This is a genomic window from Streptomyces mutabilis, from assembly GCF_014649815.1.
Lineage (GTDB): Bacteria > Actinomycetota > Actinomycetes > Streptomycetales > Streptomycetaceae > Streptomyces > Streptomyces mutabilis.
In genome coordinates, this window is the sequence record NZ_BMTT01000082.1 from 1 (window position 1) to 1,243 (window position 1,243).

Here is a 1,243-nt window from a genome sequence, read left to right on the forward strand (position 1 = left end):
AGTACATGTGATGTACGGTGGTAAAGTTGTGAAATCTGGAGGTCCCGAATTGGCTAAACGCCTTGAAGAAGAAGGCTATGAATGGGTTAAAGAAGAATTTGGTGCTGCTGAATAGTCATATTCCAAAATTAGCATTGAGATGTTCACATAAAATGATGAAACTGAACATTCGAAGTAAAATTTATTTCATCAAGTAGGAGGAAAAAGTGATGACAACTAAAACTTTGAACATTTCTGAAGAACAACTTGTTGATTATTCTAAAGCGCACAATGAACCTTCTTGGATGACAGAGTTACGTAAAAAAGCGTTGAAATTAACAGAAACTTTAGAAATGCCAAAACCTGATAAAACGAAATTAAGAAAATGGGATTTTGATACGTTTAAACAACACCATACAACAGGAGAAGCATACACTCAGTTAACTGATTTACCAAAATCTGTTAAAGAAATCATTGATGTTGAAAACTCAGAAAACTTAATCATTCAACATAATAATGAATTGGCATATACACAAGTATCGGATCAAGCTAAACATGATGGTGTGATTATTGAAGGTCTATCTGAAGCACTAGTCAACCATAGTGATTTAGTTCAAAAGTACTTTATGACTAAAGCAGTAGATGTTGATGAACATCGTTTAACAGCATTACATACTGCATTAGTAAACGGTGGTATTTTTGTTTATGTACCTAAAAATACTGTTGTAGAACATCCTATACAGTACGTTGTTTTACATGATGATGAACAAGCGAGCTTTTACAATCACGTCATCATTGTTACAGAAGAAAGTGCAGAAGTTACCTATGTAGAGAACTATCTTTCTACTACTAGTGGTGAAGATAACCAACTTAATATTGTGTCAGAGGTTATCGCTGGCGCAAACTCTAACGTCACATATGGTTCAGTTGATTATTTAGATAAAGGATTTACAGGTCATATAATTCGTCGTGGTTCTGCAGATGCAGATGCTTCTATCAATTGGGCACTAGGTTTGATGAATGAAGGTAGCCAAATTATAGATAATACTACAAATCTAAACGGTGATCGTTCAACAAGTGCATTGAAATCAGTTGTTGTTGGCACAGGTGATCAAAAAATAAATTTAACTTCCAAAATTGTTCAATACGGTAAAGAAACAGATGGGTATATATTGAAACATGGTGTTATGAAAGAAAATGCATCTTCTGTATTTAATGGAATTGGCTACATTAAACATGGTGGTACGAAATCTATTGCGAACCA

1 protein-coding gene is annotated in these 1,243 nt (G+C 34.0%); it reads left to right on the plus strand.

Annotated features, from left to right (window positions below):
- Window positions 1-209: 209 nt before the first annotated feature.
- The coding region (locus IE142_RS39605) for a SufD family Fe-S cluster assembly protein (RefSeq protein WP_191889398.1) at window positions 210-1,243 on the plus strand (1,034 nt) is incomplete at its 3' end.